The following is a 25,106-nucleotide window of genomic DNA, read 5'->3' on the forward strand; positions in this document are numbered from 1 at the left end:
TATTTAACGGAGGGCATATGGAGTTTGAAATTTATATGCCCTGCGAACCAATTTGGATCTGTGAAAGTTTTCTAATCCTGTTTGCGCTTTTATCTGTGTTGGGAATCGCTGCTTTTATTTACATTCTCTATAAAGAATATCTTAAGATTCAACGTGCATCACGGGTGATAAGTCGTCGAAAAAAACACCACTCAAAGCGTTAGCTAATGCTGTCTAGCTTGCGCTTATACCCCTCTGCCAGTGTTGGATTCCCCGCTCGGTGCTCTAATTCAATCAACAACTTTAGAGACGGTTTATGCAGCCCAAACTTATGGTGGAATCGAAGCAATCTCAACCTTGCATCTTCCAATGAACCAACTCCAATTTCCAATTCAGCCAGTGTTAGAGCTGAGCGAACTCTGTCGGGCTCAAAGTCTAAGGCGCGTTTGAAGTAACTGATGGCTTGCTCTGTTTGTTGTGCTTTCATTGCGCACAGGGCTGCGTTTTCGTAACTGGTTGAGGTTAAATAGTAATTCTGTTGCTGGATTGCTTGATTAAAGTACCTGTCCGCAAGAGTGAATTCCCCCTGTTTACACAAGAAAGTACCATAGTTGTTAAGTACATCTCCGTTGTTTGGGTGACGCTTTAGGGCCTTTTTGTAGAAGGACTCGGCGGATTGAGTTTCTCCAACTTGTTCGTAATAGTGAGCGATAGAGAGTTGTGCTCGATAATAGTTTGGTGAGTGTTTCAGTGCTTGTTCTAGATTTTCTCGTGCTTTGCGCATGTCGCCTCTTTGCATGTAACCAATACCGAGTTCAATGCGGGCTTCTGAACGTTGCTGGGCATCAGAATTTTGAATTTGGGTAGAAGCCATACAGCCAGTTAGCAATAGGGTTGAAATTAGAATGATTAGTCTCATAGGAATACATAAGTTCTCAGACGAGATTGAATGTATATCTCAACTCATCCGGTCTGATTAGCGAGATAAGAAAAGTATGCGACATGTTTTGCAGATAACCGTGTAATCAACTGAGGTGAAGAGTGAGAAACAAAGCGGCAGTTCTAACAACTATTATAAGTTTTTTCATTGGTTTAGCAGTCAAACCTTCGTCTGCAACTGAGTTAAATGCAGAGGTTGAGCAAACAAAAGATGGCCTTGCTTTTGTCAGAATAGCTAACCCAACTGCGAGTCATAGGGTGGTGTTTATTCATGGCTCTCCAGGTAGCCATACCGCGTATGCAGACTACCTCGCCAACGAATCACTTCAGGAACAAGCAGAGCTGATCTCTGTTGATCGCTTAGGCTATGGTGCATCAACATCGGATTTGGTCTCTAGTCTCGATAAACAAGCGCAAGTCATCGGTGAACTGCTAACCAGTGATAAATCCAATATATTGGTTGGACATTCGCTCGGAGCGCCTATCGCTTTGGCACTTGCACTTCAGCAACCGGATAGGGTTGATGGGATGGTTTTGGTCGCGCCCGCTTTTGACCCTAAGCTCGAAGAACCTAAGTGGTACAACGTAATTGCTGATACTTGGCTTATCAATTGGGCATTGTCTAATGATTGGCAGACATCGAATGGGGAGATGATGCCACTGGCTGAAGAGTTAAATGAATTGAGTGGTAAAGATTGGCGCGTACTGGATACGCTTCCGGTAACGATCATTCATGGCAAAGAGGATACCATCGCAGATCCTGACAACTCTATCTTTGCGATTCAAAAATTAACTGGCACATCAAAGCAGTTGATTGAGGTAGAAAAAGAGGGCCATTTTATTCTTTGGCAAAATGTCCCTCTAATATCTAAGCAGATCCAAGATCTTTTGTCTGAAACTCAGCAAATGAGCAAGTACTAATCGTCTTTAGTAAAATTGGCTTCGCTGAAGTGATCCAAGTCGTATGGCGTTTGTTGGTAAACGCAATAATTTAGCCAGTTGGAAAACAGCAAGTGTCCGTGGCTGCGCCAGCTTGCAGTTGGCTTATTATCTGGGTTGTTATTCGGGTAGTAATTGACTGGAATAACTGGCTCCATGCCTTCACCTAAGTCACGAATATACTCATTGTGTAAGGTGTGAGAATCGTACTCAGGGTGACCGGTGACAAATACATTTCGCTTATCTTTGGTGGCTGCCAGATACACACCTGCGACGTCTGATGTTGCAAGAATATCTAAGTCAGTATGTTCGGCAAGGAACTCTGGAGAGAAATCAGCGTAGCGGGAGTGTGGTGCTAAGAAGGTGTCATCAAAACCACGCAACACAGGGTGATAAGGCTGGTGGATCTTATGGTGATATACCCCAGACAGCTTATCCTTACGAGTACGTTTAGGCAGATCGTAGAGTAACTTCAAGCCTGCTTGGGCTGCCCAACAAACATACAGCGTTGAAGTGACATGTTCTTTCGCCCAACTCATGATGGTTTGCAAGTGTTCCCAGTAGATCACATCTTCAAATTGAACCAGGCCTAATGGTGCACCAGTGATGATCAGTCCATCAAAGTTACGTCCTTTGACCATTTCAAACTGACGATAGAAGTTATCTAAGTGTTCTGTAGGCGTGTTTTTGCTTGGTCTATCATCAATGCGTAGCAGCTCAATATCCACCTGTAGTGGGCTGTTTGATAGCAAACGTAGGAACTGGGTTTCCGTCTCAATTTTCTTAGGCATAAGATTGAGGATCAGCACCTTAAGCGGACGAATTTCCTGTGTTGACGCACGAGACTCAGGCATGATGAAGATATTCTCGGTACGCAATACGTCAGATGCGGGTAATTGATCGGGGATCTTAATTGGCACAGCTTACTCCCTAAGCGTATTTATGGACGTCTATACTTCTAAACTTAACCCAATCAGAATGAGATGTCGATAGCCAATTTGGTCCAATTTATATTAATATTCGTGCGCGAACTCACTAGTTAAACTCACTATGACCTTAAAACTCACCTTGATTCGAGGGTTGCCTGGATCAGGTAAAAGCACATTGGCAAAGACAATCGATGCCAAACACTATGAAGCTGATATGTATTTTATCAACGACTGCGGCGAATATGTCTATCAGCCGGAGCAAATCGCAATGGCTCATCAGTGGTGTCAACAGATGACTGAGCAAGCCTTGCTCAACGGTGACAGTGTCGTTGTTTCAAACACATTTGTTCAACGCTGGGAAATTGTTCCTTACCTGAAGCTGGCTAAGCGCGTTAAAGCCCAATTTGAAGTACTCGAATGTCATAACAATTACGGCAACATTCATGGCGTTGCGCCTAACACGATAAAATCTATGAAAAAACGGTGGCAAGAATGGCAAAGCGTTCCCCAGTTGTAGAGATGACCTCTTACGGTATTTATAAAGAGTGGGATTCCAAATCTAAGCACTTGCCTAAGATTCAAGAGTTCACGACCAAAGTCCCCGCCGATGAAGAAATTGAATTTGGTTTCATCGTCAACATCAAGAAAGCCAAGGGTGAAGTGATAGAGTTTTGTATTGCCCATCCTGGAGTGAAAGGTAAAAAAGGACAGACTTTAGAACCATTTTGTGGCGACTTGCATGTCGGAAGTAATGACTGGGATTTTTATCTGGGTGACACTATTCAGTTACTTGATCCAGTTGACGGGTTTGAATCAAACATTGGCAAATGGCGCATGACTATCACGTTGAATGATAAGGTGATTGCTGAAAAAACGTTTGACGTGTATGCGCGAGATGAAGGTGAGTTTTGGAAAAAGCGAGGTTTTTAGTGGTTTGTCGAAGGAAAACATCGGGTATCTAAGGGCGCACAGTGTATATAAACCTGTTCGGCGCCCTGAGTCATAGCTTGTTAACTCAAATACTAGAGAAGTCATACCCAGCAGCGAGCAACAAACCGCGTTCATGTTTAATGAGTTGAGCGCGGTCTTCAATCAGTTCATGCAACGCTTGGCGCGGTTTACTTGCCAGAGTTCTAAAATCTTCAAAAGACTGCGACGCTTCAATTTCAGCAAACATTTTGCTGATCACGTTTCTAGCTTCACATGGGTTGCTTTCAGTTTTGAAGTATTCAACACCTCGCGCAGCTTCACGCATTTCTGCCAGTAGCTCAATTGGGCTTGATTCCTGCGCCACAGACAAATAGTTATCTAACACTCGCTTGGCAAACAGTAGCTCTTGTAATGGTATGTCACGACCACTTTCAATCAGTGTCGGACTAAGAATGTTATTTGAGCTCATCGACTATCCTTGGTTCAAATGTATCAATTGCCTAAGCAGTCTAAATTATCATCGCGCGAAAGGGAACAATCTAATTTGCCCAAACAGTAAGGCAGTGCCGATTATTTTCTCTTAGTAATTCGTATCTTGCGCATCTTGTCGATTACTGAGCCTCGGCAAGTGGTCAAAGCAGCGCCAATAAACAGTGATATTCGATAATTTATATCTGAGTGATGACTATAATTACAGCACTATAAGTAAGTGTATTGCCCAAGGAAGGTTAATTTATGTTGTTTTTTAAAAATAACGAACCACCCCAGACATCTAACCATTCTGATCATGTCTATGCTGCAATCAAAAAGCATGTTGCTTGGATAGAGTTTAGTCCTGAGGGGGTCATTCAAGATGCGAGTAGACTGTTTTTAAGTGTTGTTGGGTACTCGTTAGAAGAAGTAAAAGGAAAGCATCATCGGATTTTTTGTTCTGACAGTTATATTAGCTCTGCGGCCTATCAGAGTTTTTGGCGCGACTTGGCCAAAGGCGTGACCAAAGAGGGGACATTTGAGAGAAAGAACAAGCAGGGTGAAACCATTGTTCTAGAGGCAACGTATTTTCCTATCTACGATTCCGAAGGTAAGGTGTCTAGCGTGGCGAAGATTGCTTCAGACATCACTGAGATGTTCTATAAAAACCAAAAAAATGATGCACTGTTTTCTGCATTGGATAAGTCGCAAGCTATTATTGAGTTTGATCCCAAGGGCACCGTCATTTCAGCCAATCCCAATTTCTTGAGCACACTCGGTTACAGCTCTTCCCAAGTGGTTGGGCAACACCACCGAATGTTCTGCTTCGACGATTTTTACAAAGACAACCCTCATTTTTGGCGAGATCTCGAAGATGGACAGATCAAATCAGGTCTTTTTCAGAGACGTAGTTCTCATGGAGCGAGCGTTTGGATTGAAGCCACATACAATCCTATTAGAGATGAAACAGGGAAAGTGGTGAAGGTTGTAAAATTTGCAAGTGATATAACTGCGCGCATCGAACGCAACCAAGCAATCGCGGAGGCTTCTGAAGTGGCTTATTCGACTTCAGTTGAGACAGCGCAAATTGCGCAAGAGGGATCCCAACTACTAGCGGACTCAGTTGAGGTGTCACAGAATGTCTCCAAAAAGGCGCAAGAAACGGTTGAGAAAGTTCAGCAATTAAATGCCAGCTCCCAAAATATTCAAAACATTGTTTCTACTATTCAAGGTATTGCCGACCAGACGAATTTGCTAGCACTGAATGCGGCGATAGAAGCTGCGAGGGCAGGCGAGCATGGCCGCGGTTTTGCTGTCGTTGCTGACGAAGTTCGACAGCTTGCCTCTCGCACTTCAGAATCTACTGATGAGATTGTAAAAGTTGTCGAAGAAAATCAAGGCTTAATCAATGAGGTGACAGGCATGATGAGTGAGGTTTCAACGATTTCTGAACAAGGGAACTCGAAAATAACGGAGGTTTCAACCGTTATGGATGAGATTCATAAAGGGGCCAAAAATGTTTCTAACACTGTTATGGGGCTTTCGGAAAGTCAATCGTAGTCGTTAATCTAATGTGTATACGGGCCTGTTTGACGGGCAGGCCTCTCTTATATAGAGCAATGCAGCAGAGCTAAGAATCTCTCACGCTATCTTGCGTTACAGTTGACGAATCTTCACTATTTCCTCTTGCTTAATTCCTAGTGACTCTAGGAATTTTTGATGCTCTTCTGGCTCCATCTCTTCAAACTTTTGATGCCACTTCTTCATGTCATCTTTATTGAAGCCAGCCGCGGACATGATTTCAACCCAACGCTGTTTGTTGACTATGTTTTCATTAAGTAATTCAGGCTCTTGGAGTAACACAACAATCGCTTTTTGTTGGTTGCGTAGTGCTTGAATTTCTCTCTCCAAATCACTGAAATGATCTTTTAACAGTTGAGTTTGAGATTGGCCCTGCTTGTTTAGCAGAGACTTGATGCTCGCAATAGAAAGGCCATATGAGCGATAAGAGATGATAGCGTCGAGTCTTTCAACTTGTTTTTCACCATACCATCGGTAACCGTTAGCGGAACGATGAGATGGCAGTAGAAGGTTTTCTCGCTCGTAATACAAAATAGTGGTGCGGGAAATACCGAATTGTTTAGCAAGTTGAGTGACGGTGAGCATAGAAACTCCAAGCGTTGGTCGATTCACTAAAGTTAAACCCTATACCAATAGACGGGTCAAGTTTAGCAGGAACGACGGGAAGAAAAGTGATGTCATAAGAGTGATGACGCAAGGCAAAGAGTTGTACCTTGCGTATCAAGAGAAAGAAGGGGGGCTACTTTTGGAACAGAATATAAGCGTCATGCACGCCTTGAATCAGCATCTGCATTCCAATTACCGTTAGAATCAGTCCCATTAAACGGGTGACGATATTGATTCCACTCTCACCAAGTTTATCGACCAGTTTGGGGCCAAACAAAAAACAGACAAAGGTGATAAGACAAAGCAAGGCAAACGCCGCGATCGTCACCACGATGCTGAAGATATCGCCCGAGGCAGAGTAGTTCATTGCCGTAGCTATGGTTCCTGGGCCCGCTAAGATGGGTAGGGCAAGTGGGGAGATGGCAATATCACCGTCTTGAGCGGCCTCTTCGCTGTCATGACTGTGCATCTTCGAAGAGTTGCCTTGCAGCATATGATAGCCGACGAGAAAGACGAGAATGCCACCTGCTAAGCGAAGGGCTGGCAGGGTTATGCCAAATACTTCAAAGATCCCTTTACCAAGAAAACTAAACGCAGCGACAATGGCGAATGCTGTTGCCAGCGCTTTAAATGCTGTTTGCTTGCGTTGCTCCGCAGTTTGCTGGCCGGTCATTCCGACGAAGACAGCCGTATTCGCAATCGGGTTCATCATGGCGAAGAAACCCATAAATACGGTGACAGCAGTGGTGGTTAAATCGTGCATCAGTCAATCACTTATGTAGTCAGTTTAGTAATCACATTAGCACAATTTATAAAAGTTGAGCTATCCATAGCTGTAAATAAATGGCATCTAGCTATCTGATTTTAAGCCTGTTTTTTAGACTCCACAGCGCAATAGAGAACCAAACCAAGCTTTGCAACCAAAGTTGAGTATAGTTTTCTCCAATGCTCTGCCACGTGCCGCCCATTTGATTCAAGGTCAAGAAACTTTGAATAGCTGGGGTACTCGGAAAGAGTTCCGACAACCAAACCATTGGGGCAGGAATCGCTTCAATTGGCCATATAAAGCCCGCACTAAACACGAGTGGCATTGAGCTGACTAACACGACTAACGTCACTAATTCGCGTCTTGGAGTGATTGATCCTAACCAAATACCTATCGCACAAGATGCTATCAAAAAGGGCAGTAGCAGGGTTAAAAGCTCTGTTGCATGTGCCAGTTGGTTAACGCCATGCATAGAAAAACTGGCGCCAAAGTAGTACATGCTTAATAAGTAATAAACCGCGATTAAAACCAGCATACGAACTGAGATGAGTTTTAGTGGAGAGGTATGACTCCAGTAACCCGTTCCGTGTTTCTGCGTCCCTACCATTAACCCTGCTGCCATTGCTAGAGTTTGTTGCAAAATGAGCACAAATACCGCAGGCACGACGTAATCCACATAGCCCATACGCGGGTTAAATGTTGGTTTTAGATTCAGCTTAGTCGCGGCATATTGATCGGCGGCTTTTGATAGCGGCTGACCGTCAATGAGCAGTTTAGCCACCTTAGTTTGCGCCGCTAAGGTTACGCCGGCTTGTGCAAGACCTTCCACTATAGTGCCATACACCAAAAAGTAAGACGCATCTCCAGCGTATGAGAGTGTCGGGCTTTTCCCAAGCATTAAGTCTTTATAAAAGTGCTCTGGAATGACGAGTATTCCGCTCACGTCACCATTGAGAAAAGCTTGGTGTGCGTCTTCTAATGTGTAATCTCGCTGAACAACGTTGACCTGTGGCGTTGCATCAACCATACGTTCCAATTGGTAGCTCGTTTGGCTTCTGTCTAAGTTCACCACACTGATCTTTTGCTCTCGCGGCGTTTGATGGCTGTAAGGTAAAGGGTATAGGAATGAATAAAACACCACGCCGCCAAATACGGTAAGAACCACCACAGGATTGGTCAGTAGTGCTTTAAATTCCGCTTTGACCAATTCAAAGAAACTCATAGTGTCCCCTCACTTACGACTTTGGACTCTTGATTGTTTAAGTGCTTTTTCGCTAGCCCAATGGTCAACAAAGCGGGGACTAGGTAACCAAGCATAGGCAGTAGATGGTGTAAAGATTCCATCCATGCTTGACCGTAACTGACTTGGCTGACCTGTACTTCGATGTAGTGGCTGATAGGCAATAAACTGCGCCACGCTTGGGCAAGGCTATTCATATCGGTGACAGGGAAGGTAATCCCCATAAAAGCGAAGCTTGGAGCGGTAAATGCGCCTGCGAAACTCATCGCACGCGCGGCGTCGAGAGTTAAAAAGAAAAACAGGCTGCCCATGATCATACAGGCGATGATGGTTATCCATTGAGCGACGAGCAAAACCAAAAAGCTACCATTCATCGGCCACTTAAACCCTAAGTAGAACCAACACAAGAAAGCGAAACCTTGTATAGCGAACACCCAAGAGTAGGGGGCAAGCGTTTGAAAGATTGCTCGAGCAGGGTTATTGCCAAGCCAATGATTGAACCCTCTGTCGCGTAAATTCGCCGATAAGACGAGAATGGTGGTCACAACCACAACAATCTGCCAAAGCGCGGGGACCACCGCTGAAACTAAGAACTGCGCGTAATTGGAGTTCTTATTAAATAGGGGAGTGATTTGCGTACGAATCGGTACCGCTTTTCCGAGCGCAGAGCTTAAAGTCGCATTACCTTGACTCAAATTGCCGACAGCACTGACTTGCGCATTAAACGTTCCTTGAGCTTGAAGAAAGGCAGAGTTGATCAACTTACCCACCAAGATCATTTGGCTGTTGTAAAAGACACTCACCTGAGGCGCTAACTGTTTATACGTATCTTGTTCAAAGTTAGGTGGGATAACGGCATAAGCGTATATTTCACCTTCAACCAAGGCTTGTTTGGCTTCTAGCGCGCTCGTGAACTGCCTATCGACCTTCATTGCCGATGTTGCGTCGTAGTACCGAATCAGCTGCTGAGACATTTTGCCAGAGTCTAGATTTACGACACCGATGGGCAAATCTCGCGCGATACCTTGCGAGAAAATTGCCCAAATCATCACGGCCAGCATGACAGGTAGCCATGTCAAACTAGACAATAGCCATTTGTCGCGTCGGATAATTGAAAACTGGGAAACGCTATGATCCACCATATCGCGACCTAATTATCCCTTTAGTTCAACAACTAGGCTCATGCCCATACGCAGATTCTGTACCGGTTGAGTTGGCCTTGCTTCTACCTCGAATGTTCTTAGGTCAAAGCCCTGAGCTGCATCGGTTGAACGCCAGGTTGCAAAATCGCCCATAACGGCAATGTGAGACACTTTAAACTCAATTTGTTTGTTAAGCGCTGGAACGAAAGCGGAGAAAGTCTGACCTTTTTCAAAGTGACTGAGCAGATCTTCACGTACGTTCAAGACTGCCCAAGAATCATCGGTATCAATCACAGTCACAACAGGAAAGCCCTGAGGAGCAAGTTCACCACTTTGAAGCAGTACTTGGGACACTTCACCGTCGAACCAGCTTTCGATAGTTGTGTCTTCGGCATAGGCTTCAACTTCTGCAACTGCACCCGCTGCCATACGTGCTTTTTCTGCGGCGGCCAGCTTGGTCTCACTACGCGCACCTTCTTGTGCCATTTGGTACATTTGGAAAGCTGCACTTTCAGTGTACTTAGCGGCATCCCATTGGGTTTTCGCTTCGTCACGTTTTTGTTCGGCGACCACCCCTTCCTTATAGAGGTTGTTGACGCGAAGATAGGTTTTTTCCATCAGAGCCGATGCCGCTTTCGCTTTTTGCCACTGGTCTTTCGCCGCTTGGATTTGCTGAGCGCGTGCGCCTTTTTCCGCTTCCATTGCAAGGGCTCCCGCCGCTTTTTCACCTGCTTTTGCCTGTTCTAGCTTTGCTTCAATTTCTGGGCTGTGGAGCGTAAAGATGAGCTCGCCTTTTTCGACATGATCGCCTTTGCGCACCATTACCTGATCAATTCTTCCCGGTACTTTGGATGAGATACTGTATTGCTGAGATTCAATCTGACCTTGCAAGCGAACCGGTTTTGGTTGATAGGCTTGGTAAAAGCTATAGCCAACCCAAGATGCAACGCTCAATGCGACAGCCGTAAGTAGAAGTGGTTTTGCATTTTTCATCTTAGATCCTTATTTGCTCGAAATGTTGATAGCGTTGTGTTGGTATTGGCCGAATGCATCCATCTCACTCGATAGTGCAAGTAACTTGGATAGGGAGATTAAGTAGTTAAAGCTTGCTGCTGCTTTCTGAGTTTGAACGCTTGCGACGTAAAGCTGCGCGTCTACCACATCGGTGGAGGTGGATAGCCCTTGAGAGAAGGCTTTTTGACGTAGATTGAGATTTTCACTCGCTAACTCTATGCTTGACTCTAGGCCCAGAACTTCCTCTTGGGCTTGCTGCGCTTCAAGGTATGTTTTCTGAACCAGTACGGAAAGATCTTGTTTTGCTTGCGCTTTGAGGTAGCGGACTTGCGAAACTGCGCTGTGCGCGGCTTTAACCTGATCACTACGTCCAGAATTCTCAATCAAAGGAATATTCACACCAACACCGACCAACCAATCGGGTTTCATTTGGCTCGCGAGAGAGTCATCTTCATGGAGGCTGTAATCCCCATACAGATAAACTTCTGGGTAGTATTTGCCTTTTTCTGCCTTGATCAAACTATCAGCTTGTTTCTCTTTCGCATCAAGTAGCGCTAAGCCGGGGTAGGTATCAAGAGTACGTTCTACGAACAAACTCTGCTCTGGTAAGTTTTGGTTGATAAATAGGCTGTCCGCAGGCTCAACATTGGTTGTTTGGTTTAGGATCTGGGTGAGCGCCGATTGAGCAATCTCTAAACTCTTCTCTGCTTTCTTACGTTCAATGACCGCTTTATCTAACGCGGACTCTGCTTGCAAGCGCTCGACACGGGCGATCTGTCCTTGTTGCTCTAATTTCAGAGCGTTGTCTCTATGCTTAGTTAAACCTTGCTCGACGAGTCGGCGAGTTTCCACCACCTCTTGAGCCAGCAGAACCGAAAAGTAGTATTTGCTGAGATCTTCAAAACGAGCTTGGGTTTCCATAGCCAACTCACTTTGCGCTTGTTCTTTACGACCTTCAGCGGCAGATTGAGCCGCGTTGATGCGCCCACCAGTAAAGATTGGCCAAACGGCGCGGATTGAAGAGCTGAAAATATCTCTTTCAGTGATAGTAGAGGTGACGTCTTTAAACAAAGGCAAAATAGCTTGTCCCAACGGTGATACATGCCCGAGTGATGCTGTTAAGTCTTCTCCTGATAGAGTCACATCAGTATCTAATCGCGTGTAGTTAGCGCCTACAGTGACTGAAGGTAAGTTAAGGTTATCCGTTGCGTTTTTGAGATGTTCATAGCGCTCTACATTTGAGCGTTGGGCAGCTAACGAGTTGTTTTCTTGCTGTAAGACTTGCCAAGCTTGATCGAAGCTGATCGCAGCTGCGTTAGAGAGAGGAGAGTAGACGCCAAGAAAACCGATCAACAGCGCTATGGGACGCAATGACATAGTGATGTACTCTATTTGTTAAAAAATAGAGTTTATACTCTAGTTTTTGTGCAGGCAATCACTAAATTGTAAAAAGTACGGCGTTTTGACATTGATCAGGGCTTGTAATAAATGAATGCCATTTAAGTGGTAATTCGATCGAAATAAAAGCGTATTATTTGCTCTAAGTAGTTAATTATCCGAGGGAAGTAAAAATGAAAGGCAGTCTACGAATGGGCACAAACTGCCTTTTAAGTCTTAAGGTGTGTATCGGAGCCCAAGCATCTTACAATTGTCTTCTAGATACGGCTTAGAGATGACGTTGAATCCAAAGCTTCCGTAGTAATCTTTTAAGTGCTCTTGAGCCGAAATAAAAATGGAGTCTTGGGGATAAAGCTCTTTTGTTGACTCGAAGCTTACCCGCATTAGTTCGTTGCCAACACCTTGTCCTCTGTATTTGAGGCTAACAATTACCCTGCCAATACATACATCGTTAGCGTCATCTTCAATTAGGGGGAGTACTTCTTTAGGGTAACCAAGTTGCTGCGGCATGATTCGGCTGTACGCTACGAGTTCTTCGCCGTCAAATCCCATTACATGATATGTCTCAGGATGATTGTCTTTTCCGTCTAGGTCACTATAGGGCTCTTCCATCTCGACGATAAAAATATCTACCCGAAGACGTAAAAAAGCGTAAAGCTCGTGAACGTTTAGCTGATCAAATTTTTTGATTCTCCACTCTAGCATTATTTCTCTCCTTATCTGCGTGTAGAACAAAATAGAAGACTCTCGTTGTTGACTCATTAACTTTTGTTAAGAATTCATACTTTGAATGAATTTTGTCGGAGGATTAGTTGGAAGCGATTATTTGATGCCGGAAATGGAGTATGGATTAATGCAGAAAGCTCAATGCCTCAACCAAAAAAAGCCAGTCGGGTTACGACTGGCTCCGGTCAAATCAAACCAAATTACACAGGAGTGATAGTTACTGCTCTACTTTTTGAGGTGTTGGCTTTAACTTTTGGAACAGTTTGACAAACAGTGGGCTGAACAAGACAAGCACCGCTAAGATGGAGAAGGTCATAGTAATTGGACGTTCCCAAAGGAAGCTCAGTTCACCGTCGCTGATCATTAATGCTCGGCGTAGGTTCTCTTCCATCAAACCACCAAGAATGAATCCAAGTAGTAGGGGGGCGAGCGGGAAGTTGGCCAACCTGAGTGCGATTGCTCCCATTGCGATCAACAGCATAATGAAGACATCCATTGTGTTGAACGAGACAAGGTATACACCTGTGATTGAGAAGAACAAAATCATAGGGAGTAGAACCGTTCTCGGAACTGCAAGTAGCTTGGAGATGTACGGAATAAGCGGTAAGTTCAAGATCACCAGCACAATGTTACCAAAGTACATTGAGATGATAACTGACCAGAACACATCTGGATGCTCGACAAATAGACGTGGTCCTGGCTGAATGCCGTAAGCAATCAAAGCACCAAGCATAATAGCGGTGGTACCAGATCCCGGAATACCCAAAGTTAGAAGAGGAACAAACGAGCCACTTGACGCCGCATTGTTAGCTGATTCTGGTGCGACTAGACCACGGATGCTGCCTTTACCAAATTCTTCTTTCTTCTCTTTTGGCGCGAGATTACGTTCCATACCGTAGCTAAGGAATGCTGCAATGGTGGCTCCTGCACCTGGAAGTACACCGGTAAAGAAACCAAGAATAGATGAGCGAATCGAAACTGGCGCCACTTCTTTCACTTCTTCTTTAGTGACTTTCATGCTGCCGATATTGCTCATTTTATCTTGTTCGTCTGAACGCGTGTCTTGCTCAGGCTTTAAGATTCCCATCAAGGTTTCGCCTAGGGCAAAGGTAGCCATTGCCAAAAGTAGGAAGCTAAAGCCATCCATTAGATCTGTTAGGCCAAAGGTAAAGCGTTCAACACCAACCCCTTTGTCGATACCAACGGTTGATAGCATCAAGCCTAAAATCGTCATCATCCATGCTTTAAGCACTTGTCCTTTACCTGCAAAGCCAGCAACTGCAGAAAGACCGAGTAACATCAAGGCAAAGTAGTCTGAAGATTGGAAGCTCAGCGAGACGTTAGCCAGAGCTGGAGCGGCAACTAATAGCATGATCGCGGATAATGTTCCACCCGTGAATGATGAGTATGCCGCAAGTGCAAGGGCTTTACCTGCCTGACCTTTTTGCGCCATAGGGTAGCCGTCAAAGGCGGTAACAACGGTTGAAGAACAACCCGGAGCGTTGATTAGGATTGATGATGTTGAACCACCAAAAACCGCGCCGTAATAGACCCCAGCCATCAAGATAAGACCTGAAGATGGCTCCAAACCATAGGTAATTGGGATCATCAGAGCGATTGCCGAAATTGGGCCAAGGCCCGGTAACATGCCAATAAAGGTACCGACAAAACAACCAACAATCACCATCATGATGTTCATTGGCATCACTGCGGTCGAAAGACCTTGTAAAATTCCATCTAACATAATGTTATTTCCTTAAATTACGACCACATGGTGAAAATAACACCTGGCTCTAAGTAGATATCTAGGCCTTGGGTGAGCAGCAGGTAGAAAGCGATGACAAACGGGAAGGATGCACCAAAAAGTACTTTCTTACGTCGTTCTCCCAACAGATAGAAACCTGCAAGCAAAAAGAATCCTGTAGCAATGACGAAGCCGACATAGGTGAGTCCAACACCATAAAGCGCCATTAGAACTAAAAAGCCGATAAGCAGTTTCCAGTTGAAATCGACCACGGCACCGCTTTTTACATCAGGCTGTCCCGTTACCAATAAAAGTAACGAAAGGCCGATACCTGCGAATGTTAATAGCGTTGGTAGAGTGCGAGCCGTAAAGGGTTCGTATTCATCGCCAGGAAATAATGGGATTTGGGTTGTCTGGTAGCCATAACAAAGGCAGACAAGCAAAAATATCATCGCGCCAACACGGTCGCGACAGAGTAGGTTTTCTTTTGAGAAAAAATTACCTTTAGTGAATGAGTTCGTTGGCAAGTCCGACATATCCAACTCCATTTGCGTTACAGGTAAGGAAAGAAAAAAGCCGTACACGAGAGTTAATGAGCATGTTTCACCAACGAATAAGCCATTTGCTGCTAGTCAAAAGGCCGGATACCAATCAGAACAAATATCTGGTCATTCTTGCTGGTTAAAATCGCTAATAGCTACGTTATAGATTTTGTAGGTAGAATAACTAGCTAGCTGCAATCTATGCCTTGCTCTAAGCGATTTTTCCTGCGCAATTATCTGACCATCTATTCATCCCGAATGGTATAACTGTTTATAAATAAACAGAGGAGATTGTGTGTAGTTAGCCCATGTACGGCGAAAAGGGATGAGGGTGGTGCAAGTCACCCTCATACAATCGGTTTAACGATTATTTTAGGAAACCAAGTTCACGCATCAGGTCGCCCATTTGCTTCTCTTGATCTTCTAGGAATGCGTAGAACTCTTTGTCCGCTTTGTAGTTATCAATCCAACCGTTACGGTCACGAACTACTTGCCACTCGTCTGTGTTGTACATCTTAGTCAGAGCTGCGTTCCACTCGTTAATCTTCTCTTGGCTAGCGCCAGGTGCTGCGAAGAATCCACGCCAGTTAGCAAACACAGTTTCGTTACCGTATTCCGTTAGTGTCGGAATATCAGGTGCTGCGTCCAGACGTTTCGGTGCCGTTACTGCAAGAATCTTAACTTGACCAGATTTAGACATTTCAAGAACTTCACCTAAGCCTGTAGAAAGCAATTGCGTTTCTCCTGATAGAAGGGCAGCCATTGCTTTACCGCCTGCATCATAAGCGATGTAACGTACTTTCTTAGCATCGAAGCCTTCGCCTTTGAATGCAGCCGCAACAACAAGGTGATCCATGCTGCCTCGTGCTGAGCCACCAGCGATTTTCACTTTACGTGGGTTCGATTCAAATTCTTTAACAACGTCTTCCCATGTGTTGTATTTGGAGTCAACGGAAGTCACGATCGCGCCGTAGTCAGCGATAGTCGCTGCAACAGGTGTCAGGTCGCGGAAGGATTGTGGGAAAATACCGGTTAGTGAGCGTACTACGATTGGTGTTGAGTTCACCATAAGCGTATCTTCTTGACGCTCTGCCGTTTCGATTAGGTGGGCAATTGCTTTACCGCCGCCACCACCAGACAGGTTCTGGAAAGAGACGTTATCGACGATATCAGATTTAACTAACACATCACCTGTGCCACGAGCTGTCATGTCCCAGCCACCACCTGCACCACCAGGGATTAAGAAGTGGATTTTCTCTACATCAGCTGCAAAAGCGTTAAAAGAAAAAGACGCAGCGATGATAGAAGCGGCTAGGGTTGGTTTTAGTACCTTAAACATGATTCACGTTCCTTATGTATGGGCATATTCTTCTTTGAGAACACGCTTATCGTTATCAATTCTCTAGTAACAAGGAGGGAACTTGTTGCTAGATGCGTTTAAGGTTAATGGTCTGTTAAATCTATGTCTCCAATACGTTGATAAAAAGAATATTGGTCATTGTGGGGGTTTTGTTCATAAAGTTCACGTACTCAAGTTATGAGTCTGTGCACGTATGCAATAGACGTGTAAATATATTGCAAGCTGTCTCATATTTTTATGGAATGATATTTGGTTTTTTAGGTTAAGTATTCTAATAATCTATTGATCTGGATAAGAAAGACCCAAGTAAAAATAATATTGGGAAGTTGAACCGTTCACTCGATGCCATCGGAGGGCGTTCAAGAATGAACCAAAACAAACGTCAAGCTAGAAAGTTCTCTATTCAATTTACCGTAGGGACGATGTTTATATTCGCGACTCTGTTTACCGCTTCCTGTGCAATTGGGTTGCAATACTATTTTGGTAAACAGATGTCAGAAGAGAATGTGTTAGCTAAGCTGACTACAGCCTCTTCTGGTATGGGCTCTTACTTGGAGCTCGTCGATAAAAATGCGACCAACAGTGTGCAGATACTAAAAAGTGTCGCCGAATCAACTAACCACACCTTTATTGAGGCTGAAATTCGCAAAACCTTCACCTTAATTCTCGAAGACAATCCTCTTTTCTATAGCCTGTATATTGGGCGAGATGATGATGACTTTTATCAAATAATCAACTTGGAGTCGTCGCCTATCGTGCGGCAAAAGATTGATGCTGGCATTAATGATCGCTGGGTGATCATTAAAATATCAGGACCCGAAGAGAGCCGTATTCGCACGACGAGCTATTTTACAGAAGGTTTTGAACTGACCAAAAGTGTCGCACAAGACAGTAACTATTTCCCCACTCAAAGACCTTGGTATTTAGGCAGTAAGGAAACAAAGATTTTTAAGACGGAGCCTTATCTATTTCAGCATCTAAAGATTACCGGTCAGACATACTCTATTCGCACTCAATCGCGCGTGATTGGGGTAGACATTGTTCACTCAGCAATGAAAGAGAAGATGATGCCAACACAGCTCGGGCTTTCACCTGATAGTGGAACAGAGTCTTTTGTTTTTAATGACAAAGGCGAGGTCATTGCTTCTAATGTTGAGCTGTATCATGAAGTGCGTATTCCGAGCCCAAAGCCCCTTGCTCTTAGTGATAGCGAGAAGGCTGAAATAGCAGCTGTAGGTTCACTTATGGTCTCAAATCAAAATGATTGGGGACCTTACGATTATGCTCAGTCAGGAGAGCCAAAAGGGTATGCGATAGATCTTCTCAACTTACTTTCGAAAATGACAGGTGTAGAGCTAGAGTTTGTTAATGGCTTTGATTCTGTGACGCTGTCACAGATGTATCACCAAGGTGACATCGATTTACTTCACTCTGTGCCTGAGACTAAGGCGGTGGAGGGAGCCAGGAGCGCCACTCTGTTTAGTGGCCAGTTAGCGGTAGCGTCAAATACAAATAAACCGGTTTACTCGACACTGGCAAACTTCTCTCAAGAGTCGATCGCTGTCGTCGGTGGTTATGGGATGAAATCATGGTTGCTAGAACGAGTACCCACGCTAAACATTACCGAAGTGGCAAGTTTGGATGAAGCTAAGCAAGGGCTTACAACTCAGAGTTATGACTACATTATTGATACCTTTCATACACTTTCTGAGCTGAATGAACTATCGAATACTGATCAAACTAAGGTATCAAAACTGACAGACACTGAGTTGCTACCTTTTCACTTTTATATGAAAAAGGATAACAACTCAATTGTCGATATTTTAGATAAGGCTTTGCTCGCCATTACCCCGCAGCAACGAACGGCCTTGCAAAAAAAATGGTTGGACTCCAATCAGTGGCGAGGAACGTTTGTGCCTTATCCGGAGCTGTTTTCCGCATCACGCAATCCTAGCCTGCATAACAAGATGGTTAAAATTGATATTGAAGGACGACAGTACTTTATCTATGTGACACCGCTGTTGTCTGAACAAGGCCACAATGAGTTTTTCGCCGTCGTTCTACCTGAAAACATCATCTACGAGCAAGTATGGCCTAAGCTGATCACCTCGATTGGGTTAACCGTTTTAGTCATGATGGTTTTGCTTCCTTTAGCATGGAAGTTCAGTGCGCCCATTGTCGTTCCAATTAAAGCGCTACGCGTAGAAACGAAGAAGATAAAAGCAAGAGATTATGATGCGGTGTCGTTGGTTAACACACGCATCAAAGAGGTGTCTGAACTTTCTGAGTCTATCGCTTCGATGGGGGCTGCACTAAAACAACATGAGAAACAACAAGAGGATTTTGTTGAATCTTTCATAAAACTGATTGCTCAAGCGATTGATGATAAATCTCCTTATACAGCAGGGCATTGTAATCGTGTTCCTGAACTTGGCATGATGTTAGCCAAGGCAGTAGAAGAGTGCCAAGAAGGTAAATTCAAACAGTTTAAATTCGAGAATGATGATGAAAGGCGGGAATTTAGAATCGCGGCTTGGCTGCATGATTGTGGAAAGATTACGACTCCAGAGCATATCGTTGATAAAGGCACTAAACTCGAAGCGAACTATAATCGTATCCATGAAATTCGTATGCGTTTTGAAGTGCTTTGGCGTGATGCCGAAATTGAGTATTTGAATTCGCAACTCGCTGCAACTAAAGATAAGAGCGCGGCTCTAGCGGAGCTTAAACTGTATAAGCAAACTTTACAGGAGGAGTTTGAGTTTATCGCCAAATCCAATATCGGCGGGGAGTTTATGGGTCAAGAAGAAGTTGAACGAATCAAGCAAATTGCTAGTAGAACTTGGCAAAGGAACTTTGATGATCGCTTAGGTCTTTCCCCATTCGAAGACTTGAATAAACCTCAATCGGACGTTGTGCTTCCGACCGCCGAACCGTTACTTTCTGACAAACCAGAGCACATACAAAAGCGCATCAGACCACTCGAATTTGATGAGAAGTTTGGTATAAAAGTGGATGTGCCAGAACATCAGTATAACTTGGGCGAGATCTACAACTTATCTATTTCGCGCGGCACATTGACCACAGAAGACCGCTTTAAGATAAACGAGCATATGATCAGTGGAATAAAAATGCTTGAGGCTTTGCCATTTCCAAAAGAGCTGAGTCGAGTCCCTCGTTACGCTTCTACTCACCATGAAACCCTTAAAGGCACTGGCTATCCACGTAGGTTATCAGCAGAAGAGATTTCAATTCCAGAGAGAGTGCTAGTGATTGCTGATATTTTTGAGGCGCTCACGGCGGCAGATCGGCCCTATAAGAAAGCAAAACCTGTCAGTGTAGCCGTAGATATCTTGCATAAAATGGCTCTCGATGAACACGTTGATATGGAGCTATTCTTGCTGTTCCTCGAAAGCGGGGTTTATATGGATTACGCGCAAGCGTTTCTTCCAGAAAGCCAAATCGATGATGTTGACATCAGTCAGTATTTTTCAAAACAACAAGTCGCTTAGCTAGGCGGATCTGTTGAGCGAGTAAGACCTGATACTTTGAAGCAACAGCTCTCGAATCTGGGAGCTTATTTGCTGTTACGAATTCTGTAATGGGCAGCCCTTGATATGGGTGCTTACCCAACACGGTCTGAAGAGCTACTGCTAACGAGACGAAGTCATCTTGAGTAGTAACAAGACCATGACGTTTTATTGCGCTTAAACTTCCGAAACTCGGAGTAACAGAAGAATGGGGTTGTTTCGAATAAGCTTGACCGATTGGTAGAACGCTACCAAAGTCGACAAAGATGGGTTCACCGTTTGCACTGATCACGATGTTTGCAGGTTTAATGTCGCCATGAATAAAACCCGTTTCATGAATGGTTTTCAGACCGTCTTCAAGTTTTGAGATCAACGCAACGTCGTTGAGGAAATTACACTGCGCTAGCGAATGGCCTTCTACAAATTCGCACATCAACCAACTGGCCTGGTGATGGCTATCGGCATCGATAAAGCTGGGCCAATAGCTAGAGGAGTACTTCGCGAGAAAACTAGCTTCGTTGTGAAGTTGAGACTTAGCAAGTGTGGAAAGGGCAAATTTGAGGGCAATCTTTCCATGTGAGGCGCTGTCGACGAGATACACTTGATGACCAATATGCGAGCAATAGGAAACCCCTAAAGCTCGCATAGTGTTTAGGATGCTAGGGTTGAGTTCAGAACTCGAATCCTTCATCTTTAAATGCTGGCTGGAAGCGAGAAAGCAGAGAAGAAGTTTGGAACAAATGGGTTATTTTGCCCTTGCGTCTTAATGCTTAATTCAACCTGACTATCGTCATACACAAACTTCACAGTAGTATCTTGAGAGGTTGTCGATACTACTCTTGGTTCAATCAACTTGAACCAAGCCCAGCTTCCGGTGAACTTCTCATCGGCTACCTGCGTTTCTTGCGCTTGTAGTTTGAATCCTATCGAGTTTTTGTCCACGTCTTTTGCTGACCACGTCTGCTTGCTCCATAGCCTTGGGCCGTGTTGATAGCTAAACAGAGACTTCTCTGCAATGATAGAGAACTGAGTCAGGTTCGAGCTCATCTCCATCGCTTTTAGTTGGAACTGAAGCGTTAGGTTTTGCGGATCTTGTAAGAATAGCGCATTACGAATGTCCGTCGCTTTGCTAATCATCTGCCAAACATTAGGATCAAGTGCCAACCCTGAGTTCGGTAGCAGCCCCGGCAAGAAAGGAGAACGTTCATCGGTAGAGAAACCTTTTAGTTTGCTCTGGTAGAACTTATCCAATACACCATTACTCTTAAAGAAAGAGGCGACATCGCTCGTTGTTGCATCCACTGAAGCAGCTTTGTTAAATGGATAGTACGCTGCAATCGTATCTTGATAGGTTTGGAATACCTCGCTTTGCCAAGCCGTGTTGAGATAACCATGTGCCAGTAGCATCACCATTTCATTTGCCTGCGTAGTCACGCCATTAATGATGTCGAGTGATAGTTGCGGCTGTTTCTCAGTTTGTTTTGCGACAGAGGAAACTGGGTTACTCACCTTTAGCTCTGCGGTCAGGGTAGAGAAAGCAAGCTTTTGAGGTTTGTCTGAAGAGTAAAACTTCTCTAGATACGTCTCCATTTCTGTAAATTGACTAAGAAGTGTATCTATTGCTTTTGTTCCCTGATCATTAGCCTCCACTTGCTGGTGGTAAGGCATAAAGGCAATGTAAATCTGGCGAGCGGACTCTTTCTTATCGGCATCTTGAGCCGGTGGTTGTGTTTCACCTTCTTTGGCTTTTGGCACCTCAATTTCGACTGACGTGTATTTGCTGATCGTGCCATACAGCTGAGCCAATGGGTTATTTGATGCCGTTGTAAGCACAGACAGTGTTGCTTTTAGTGAGTCAGCACTATCAACGTTATTCGCTTGAATATGAGCGGTAAAATCTCGCCAGTAATTGATGTAGTCGTTTTGATACATCTGCTTAAGATCGCGACTAATACGGTAGAGCTCTAGCGCACTTGGTGAGCTACCAGCCACCCCCTCATATGCTTGCAATGCTTCAGTCAGAACAGGTGAACCGACAGAAAGATCAAGCTCATTAAAGCCTGATGGCGTATACAAGTAGGGTACTAAGTAACCGACATAATTCGGTGAGAAACTGAGTAGTTGAGAGAAGTTTGATCCTAACTCTTGACGCACATCGACACGCTTAGAGTAGGTTGGCGAGTTTAAGATATGCTCGTACAACAGAGTCTCAACTCCAGTTTGGTTGATGACTTTCTTAGCTAACTTCTCAAGATCAAAATTGGCTTTAGTGGGAACCAAATCTTGAGCGAAGACGTCATCAAGCAAAATCTTGAGCTGAGCAAGGTTTACGCTATCTGCTTCGCCTTGGTCAGTCAATGATGACATAAAGTAGCTCTTTAGCTCTTCAATGTTGGTACGCTTAGGGTCGAACAGTAAGCGATAGTTATTCAACAAAGATAAGGTCTTAGCTTGATCTTCAAGGTTTACGTAGACAAACAGATCTTTTTCTAGGGTGTTTTCCATCGAAGGAATAAGAACACGGGCTAGCTCATCGAAATAAGCGGCTTCCACTTCCGTCTTAATGCTTGAACTAGGCATGAAGGGCAGGGTATACCAAGGATCGGGCTGAAGGTAGAGCGCGTAGATACGATTGAGAGAGTATAAGTTCGGAATATTGTCCGCCATATTCTCAATATCGTAAGGTGACGCAGCGATCGCCTCTTTGTAGCGCTCTAACATGTTATCGGCACGTGTTTCACGCGCGTTTTGGTAATCAAAATCTAACTTAATGATCGCTAAGATAGCAATTAGAAGCACGGCACAAAACACAGTGTAAGCACCTTGCCAGAATATCAGCATATTCTCTTTACGGCGGTTGACGCCGACAAGCTCATTTTCGTTCAAGACCACGTGGTTCATGATGTGCTGAGCAAACAGGGTCTGGGTGACTGGAATTTGCTGGTGCTGCTGGAACTTCTCGTTGCCTAGAGATTCATTGACGACATTGGCCAGCAGGTCATACTGCTTTTCACCTGAGCCACTATGAGTAAAATAAAATCCACGGAAGTTGAGACCATTACTTAGCTGATCACCTCGATACAGCCTTTGTAAGAAATGCCACAGACTTTGTTTTAGCAAACCAAACTGGTAAGGCGCTGCACAGATAGAGTTACGATATTCTTGATTAAGCTGTGAGGAAAGCGCGCTGCTGGTGTTAGCAATTAATTGACTGATTAAGTGGTCATACTCTTCGTGATACCAATCTGCGTCTATCCCACCATTTTTAAGGACCGGAGACGTTGCGCCAAATACATCGTTGCGCTTGGCTTCATCAAATGCAGAAAAGAACTGACAGAAATCGTTCACCTGACCCATGTTGGTGATCAGGTTATATACGGGCAGATTCAGTCCGAATGTGTCATTGAACGTTTTAATAGTCGATTTAACGTCATCAGCTCGTTGAGTAAGTTTCTCTTGGTTGCCGAGTAGTGTAGCGATTTCGGTCGTCAACAATAACCCGTTTATAGCCTGACGTGGACGCCATTTATTGAGGCTATCCGAGAGGGTTTTCAGATACTGAGGTTGTTGATCTTCACCCATGCTAATAGAGATAAGAATAGAGTGTTCGCTTAGCCAGAATAGAATCGGAAATTCGATGTCATTACCGAAATCATCAACCTTGTACGCCTCGTATCCCATTTGTGTAATGATGCTCTTATCTTTACATGGGTCGTCACTCAACAATAGGTAGATAGGTTGGTCATAACGACTGTTAAGCCTTTTCTTGCGCTTTTGTACACCAATCATGCGTTTAAAGTGCAAAGCCAAAAGCTTACTTCGTTTCTGGATCAGCAATCTTTGTTGATCGGGTGTTTTACTTGCTCCGCCTTTACGTCGCATCAACCAGTAAGTGAGTAAACCGATAACGAGACCTGTGATGAATGATACGATACCACCGATAATAAGTTTCTCTGGATAGAGCCACCAGGTTAAGGCACCACCTATCAGCATGACAAGCAAAGCAAGCAGTATAGACCAGACAAGGCTACGCTTTGTTGAATTCTGTGTGGGTTTAGCATCACTCATCGTTATTGTGCCTCTTTATCGTTTTTATTGTCGTTTTGCGTGTTTCTCACGATGATGGGTGTGAGCTGATCTTTTTCTATATACCAACTCTTAATTTCTCTTGCTTGCTCAGAGGACTCACTTCGTACAATGACGCGGAAGTAGGAATCAAACTCGTCAACAACCGCCTCATACTTTGATGGCGCGAGCGTAGAAACAAAGTTTTCAGCATTTTTCTGCGAAGAGAACGTTGCTAATTGAACCAACCAAGAGGAATGGCTGGTACCTAAATTCGGCGGTGGCGGAGCGTCCACTAGCTCAACTTTACTGGCTCGTTGGGGCATGGTTTCCAAGTCAGCGTCATCACTGATAAAGACAATATCATTCACTTGGCCTGACATTACATAGCGAGCGCTGAAGTCCGGTAAGTTGTTAAAGTCGCGAGCTCGTTGCGAATGCGTTTTGTTGTACCAAAAATAGGTCAGGGCAATGCTGGTAAAGATCAGGCATAAGAAGAAAACAGTAGTGATAAAGTAGCGTTTACGACGAGTCGGCTTACGAACTTTAGGCAGTTTAATTCGAGTACGGCAATGGATCGCGCTCGTTTGTCGATACTGGCTAATTAACTGCTCCAACTGATGTATGAAGGATTTAAGTTGGTCATTTCCTGTCTCTCGGTACTGACCTTTAAATCCAATGTTTAGGAAAATGTAGATGATCTCAAGTAGGTCAATCATCTTGTGCGGCTGTCTGAGTGCTTTATCAGCGACAGTAAAGAACAGCTCACCACCATTTCGCATACCGAAAAGTTCGCTCAGCAGGGTTTTGTTTTCCCAGCCGCGTGACTCACCCCATTCACTGTAAATAATCAGTTCGTCTAACACGACCGCGTAGAGGAAGCAGAGTTTATCAATGACTGCGACAGGGTAGGAAAGCTCAGCGCCTTTTGTTTTGATGTCATTAATCCCGTCAACTAGCTGATGACGTAAAGTTGTGACGTCTTCTGGCTCGGGAAGCGTAGAGACTTTTAATGTGATCGCTAATAGCTCACTGCTTATATTGAGTAGCTGGTTTTCTGCTTTATCGAAATAGTGCAGAAATTCACTGCGACCTCGGCTCGCATCAACAGAGATCCATGAACTGTCGCTGACATCGTCTTCTTTAGCGACAAACTCGGACTCTTTTGCATCCCAGACTAGGGTTTCTTCATCCAAATAGTCCAT

General features: G+C 44.4%; 21 protein-coding genes. 5 read left to right on the forward strand and 16 right to left on the reverse strand.

Going from position 1 to position 25,106, the window contains the following annotated elements; all coding sequences use genetic code 11:
- Positions 1–199: 199 nt before the first annotated feature.
- Entirely contained in the window at positions 200–898 is a 699-nt protein-coding gene (pilW, locus tag IX91_RS06855) for a type IV pilus biogenesis/stability protein PilW (protein ID WP_004748356.1), read from the reverse strand.
- A gap of 122 nt (positions 899–1,020) precedes the next feature.
- Between pilW and IX91_RS06860 the strand changes: the two genes are divergently transcribed.
- Positions 1,021–1,839 carry an alpha/beta fold hydrolase gene (locus tag IX91_RS06860; RefSeq protein WP_004748358.1) on the forward strand — a complete coding sequence of 273 codons (819 nt, stop codon included), beginning with the start codon at positions 1,021–1,023 and terminating at the stop codon, positions 1,837–1,839.
- Here the strand turns inward: IX91_RS06860 and metA are convergent.
- On the reverse strand, positions 1,836–2,777 hold the full coding sequence (metA, locus tag IX91_RS06865) for a homoserine O-acetyltransferase MetA (RefSeq protein ID WP_004748359.1): 942 nt from the start codon (positions 2,775–2,777) through the stop codon (positions 1,836–1,838). The genes IX91_RS06860 and metA overlap by 4 nt on opposite strands.
- A 130-nt stretch (positions 2,778–2,907) precedes the next feature.
- On the opposite strand from metA, the gene IX91_RS06870 reads away from it, so the two are divergent.
- Complete coding sequence (locus tag IX91_RS06870; RefSeq protein WP_004748361.1) at positions 2,908–3,303, forward strand: ATP-binding protein; 396 nt, start codon at positions 2,908–2,910, stop codon at positions 3,301–3,303.
- Entirely contained in the window at positions 3,279–3,716 is a 438-nt protein-coding gene (locus IX91_RS06875) for a DUF3859 domain-containing protein (RefSeq protein WP_004748363.1), read from the forward strand. The genes IX91_RS06870 and IX91_RS06875 overlap by 25 nt, the downstream gene beginning before the upstream one ends.
- An 85-nt stretch (positions 3,717–3,801) precedes the next feature.
- Here IX91_RS06875 and IX91_RS06880 read toward each other — a convergent pair whose 3' ends face one another.
- Positions 3,802–4,185 carry a hypothetical protein gene (locus tag IX91_RS06880; protein ID WP_004748364.1) on the reverse strand — a complete coding sequence of 128 codons (384 nt, stop codon included), beginning with the start codon at positions 4,183–4,185 and terminating at the stop codon, positions 3,802–3,804.
- A 266-nt stretch (positions 4,186–4,451) separates the two neighbouring features.
- Here IX91_RS06880 and IX91_RS26985 point away from each other — a divergent pair, with 266 nt between their 5' ends.
- Positions 4,452–5,747, forward strand: a complete 1,296-nt coding sequence (locus tag IX91_RS26985; RefSeq protein WP_004749484.1) for a methyl-accepting chemotaxis protein — start codon at positions 4,452–4,454, stop codon at positions 5,745–5,747.
- Between the two features lie 96 nt (positions 5,748–5,843).
- On the opposite strand, the gene IX91_RS06890 is transcribed toward IX91_RS26985, so the two are convergent.
- From IX91_RS06890 to IX91_RS06935, 10 genes are all read right to left on the reverse strand, one after another.
- Positions 5,844–6,353, reverse strand: coding sequence for a MerR family transcriptional regulator (locus tag IX91_RS06890; RefSeq protein ID WP_004748370.1), 510 nt, complete (start codon positions 6,351–6,353; stop codon positions 5,844–5,846).
- A 154-nt stretch (positions 6,354–6,507) separates the two neighbouring features.
- Positions 6,508–7,137, reverse strand: coding sequence for a MarC family protein (locus IX91_RS06895; RefSeq protein ID WP_004748373.1), 630 nt, complete (start codon positions 7,135–7,137; stop codon positions 6,508–6,510).
- A 91-nt stretch (positions 7,138–7,228) separates the two neighbouring features.
- Positions 7,229–8,362, reverse strand: a complete 1,134-nt coding sequence (locus tag IX91_RS06900) for an ABC transporter permease (protein WP_004748375.1) — start codon at positions 8,360–8,362, stop codon at positions 7,229–7,231.
- Positions 8,359–9,522, reverse strand: a complete 1,164-nt coding sequence (locus IX91_RS06905; protein ID WP_038197604.1) for an ABC transporter permease — start codon at positions 9,520–9,522, stop codon at positions 8,359–8,361. Before IX91_RS06905 ends, IX91_RS06900 begins: the two co-directional genes overlap by 4 nt.
- Before the next feature lie 12 nt (positions 9,523–9,534).
- Positions 9,535–10,515, reverse strand: coding sequence for an HlyD family secretion protein (locus IX91_RS06910; RefSeq protein WP_004748379.1), 981 nt, complete (start codon positions 10,513–10,515; stop codon positions 9,535–9,537).
- 9 nt (positions 10,516–10,524) lie between these two features.
- Positions 10,525–11,913, reverse strand: coding sequence for a TolC family protein (locus tag IX91_RS06915; RefSeq protein WP_004748381.1), 1,389 nt, complete (start codon positions 11,911–11,913; stop codon positions 10,525–10,527).
- A 237-nt stretch (positions 11,914–12,150) separates the two neighbouring features.
- Positions 12,151–12,639 (reverse strand): GNAT family N-acetyltransferase, encoded by a 489-nt coding sequence (locus tag IX91_RS06920; RefSeq protein ID WP_004748383.1) that lies wholly within the window; start codon positions 12,637–12,639, stop codon positions 12,151–12,153.
- 238 nt (positions 12,640–12,877) lie between these two features.
- A complete protein-coding gene (locus tag IX91_RS06925; RefSeq protein ID WP_004748386.1) occupies positions 12,878–14,404 on the reverse strand; it encodes a tripartite tricarboxylate transporter permease in 1,527 nt (508 codons plus the stop codon).
- A gap of 17 nt (positions 14,405–14,421) precedes the next feature.
- The gene (locus IX91_RS06930; protein ID WP_004748388.1) at positions 14,422–14,940 is read right to left on the reverse strand and encodes a tripartite tricarboxylate transporter TctB family protein; all 519 of its coding nucleotides are present in this window, start codon (positions 14,938–14,940) and stop codon (positions 14,422–14,424) included.
- Positions 14,941–15,313: 373 nt separating this feature from the next.
- Positions 15,314–16,285, reverse strand: coding sequence for a tripartite tricarboxylate transporter substrate binding protein (locus IX91_RS06935; protein WP_004748390.1), 972 nt, complete (start codon positions 16,283–16,285; stop codon positions 15,314–15,316).
- Between the two features lie 386 nt (positions 16,286–16,671).
- Here IX91_RS06935 and IX91_RS06940 point away from each other — a divergent pair, with 386 nt between their 5' ends.
- Positions 16,672–19,818: an HD domain-containing phosphohydrolase gene (locus IX91_RS06940; RefSeq protein ID WP_004748392.1), complete on the forward strand. Its 3,147-nt coding sequence runs from the start codon at positions 16,672–16,674 to the stop codon at positions 19,816–19,818.
- Here the strand turns inward: IX91_RS06940 and IX91_RS06945 are convergent.
- The 3 genes from IX91_RS06945 to icmH are packed head-to-tail and all read right to left on the reverse strand — an operon-like array spanning position 19,784 to position 25,106.
- Complete coding sequence (locus tag IX91_RS06945) at positions 19,784–20,527, reverse strand: protein kinase domain-containing protein (RefSeq protein ID WP_004749483.1); 744 nt, start codon at positions 20,525–20,527, stop codon at positions 19,784–19,786. The genes IX91_RS06940 and IX91_RS06945 overlap by 35 nt on opposite strands.
- A gap of 2 nt (positions 20,528–20,529) precedes the next feature.
- Entirely contained in the window at positions 20,530–23,904 is a 3,375-nt protein-coding gene (gene tssM / locus IX91_RS06950) for a type VI secretion system membrane subunit TssM (RefSeq protein WP_004748687.1), read from the reverse strand.
- Between the two features lie 2 nt (positions 23,905–23,906).
- Positions 23,907–25,106 carry a type IVB secretion system protein IcmH/DotU gene (icmH, locus tag IX91_RS06955; RefSeq protein ID WP_004748688.1) on the reverse strand — a complete coding sequence of 400 codons (1,200 nt, stop codon included), beginning with the start codon at positions 25,104–25,106 and terminating at the stop codon, positions 23,907–23,909.

It is taken from the genome of Vibrio tubiashii ATCC 19109 (assembly GCF_000772105.1).
Lineage (GTDB): Bacteria > Pseudomonadota > Gammaproteobacteria > Enterobacterales > Vibrionaceae > Vibrio > Vibrio tubiashii.